Annotated in this window: 1 protein-coding gene; it reads left to right on the top strand. The window is 66.7% G+C overall.

Features of this window, described 5'->3' with window-relative positions; genetic code table 11:
* Window positions 1-487: NAD(P)-binding protein (locus EN943_RS37380; RefSeq protein WP_127416641.1), on the top strand; the 487-nt coding region annotated here is incomplete at both ends.

Below are 487 nucleotides of genomic sequence, written 5' to 3'. Positions count from 1 at the left end.
CGCTCGTCTCCGCATCTCGATTTCGCCGGAGAGGTGAGGGCGGCGACGAAGTTCCCGACCTTCCATGCGGCGCGCATATCCGACGTCGCCACCGCACGCCACGCCATCGCCACCGGCAAGCTCGACATGGTCGGCATGACCCGCGCCCATATCGCCGATCCGCACATCATCAAAAAGGTGATGGAGGGGCGCGAGCACGAGATCCGCCCCTGTGTGGGCGCCACCTATTGCCTCGACCGCATCTATGAAGGCGGCGAAGCGCTCTGCGTTCACAATGCCGCGACCGGCCGCGAGGCCGAAATCCCGCACATCATCGTCAGGACCGAAGGACCGAAGCAGAAAATCGTGGTCGTCGGAGCCGGCGCCGGTGGGCTGGAGGTTGCGCGGGTCGCGGCCGAGCGCGGCCACAAGGTGATGGTGCTTGAAGCATCGAGCCAGGCCGGCGGCCAGGTGCGATTGGCGACGCAGAACCCGCGCCGCAAGGAAC

The sequence above is a fragment of the Mesorhizobium sp. M7A.F.Ca.US.006.01.1.1 genome, assembly GCF_003997935.1.
In the GTDB taxonomy this organism is placed as follows: Bacteria; Pseudomonadota; Alphaproteobacteria; order Rhizobiales; family Rhizobiaceae; genus Mesorhizobium.
Note: the sequence above shows the minus strand (reverse complement) of the source record. Positions and strands in the feature narration are given on the sequence as shown.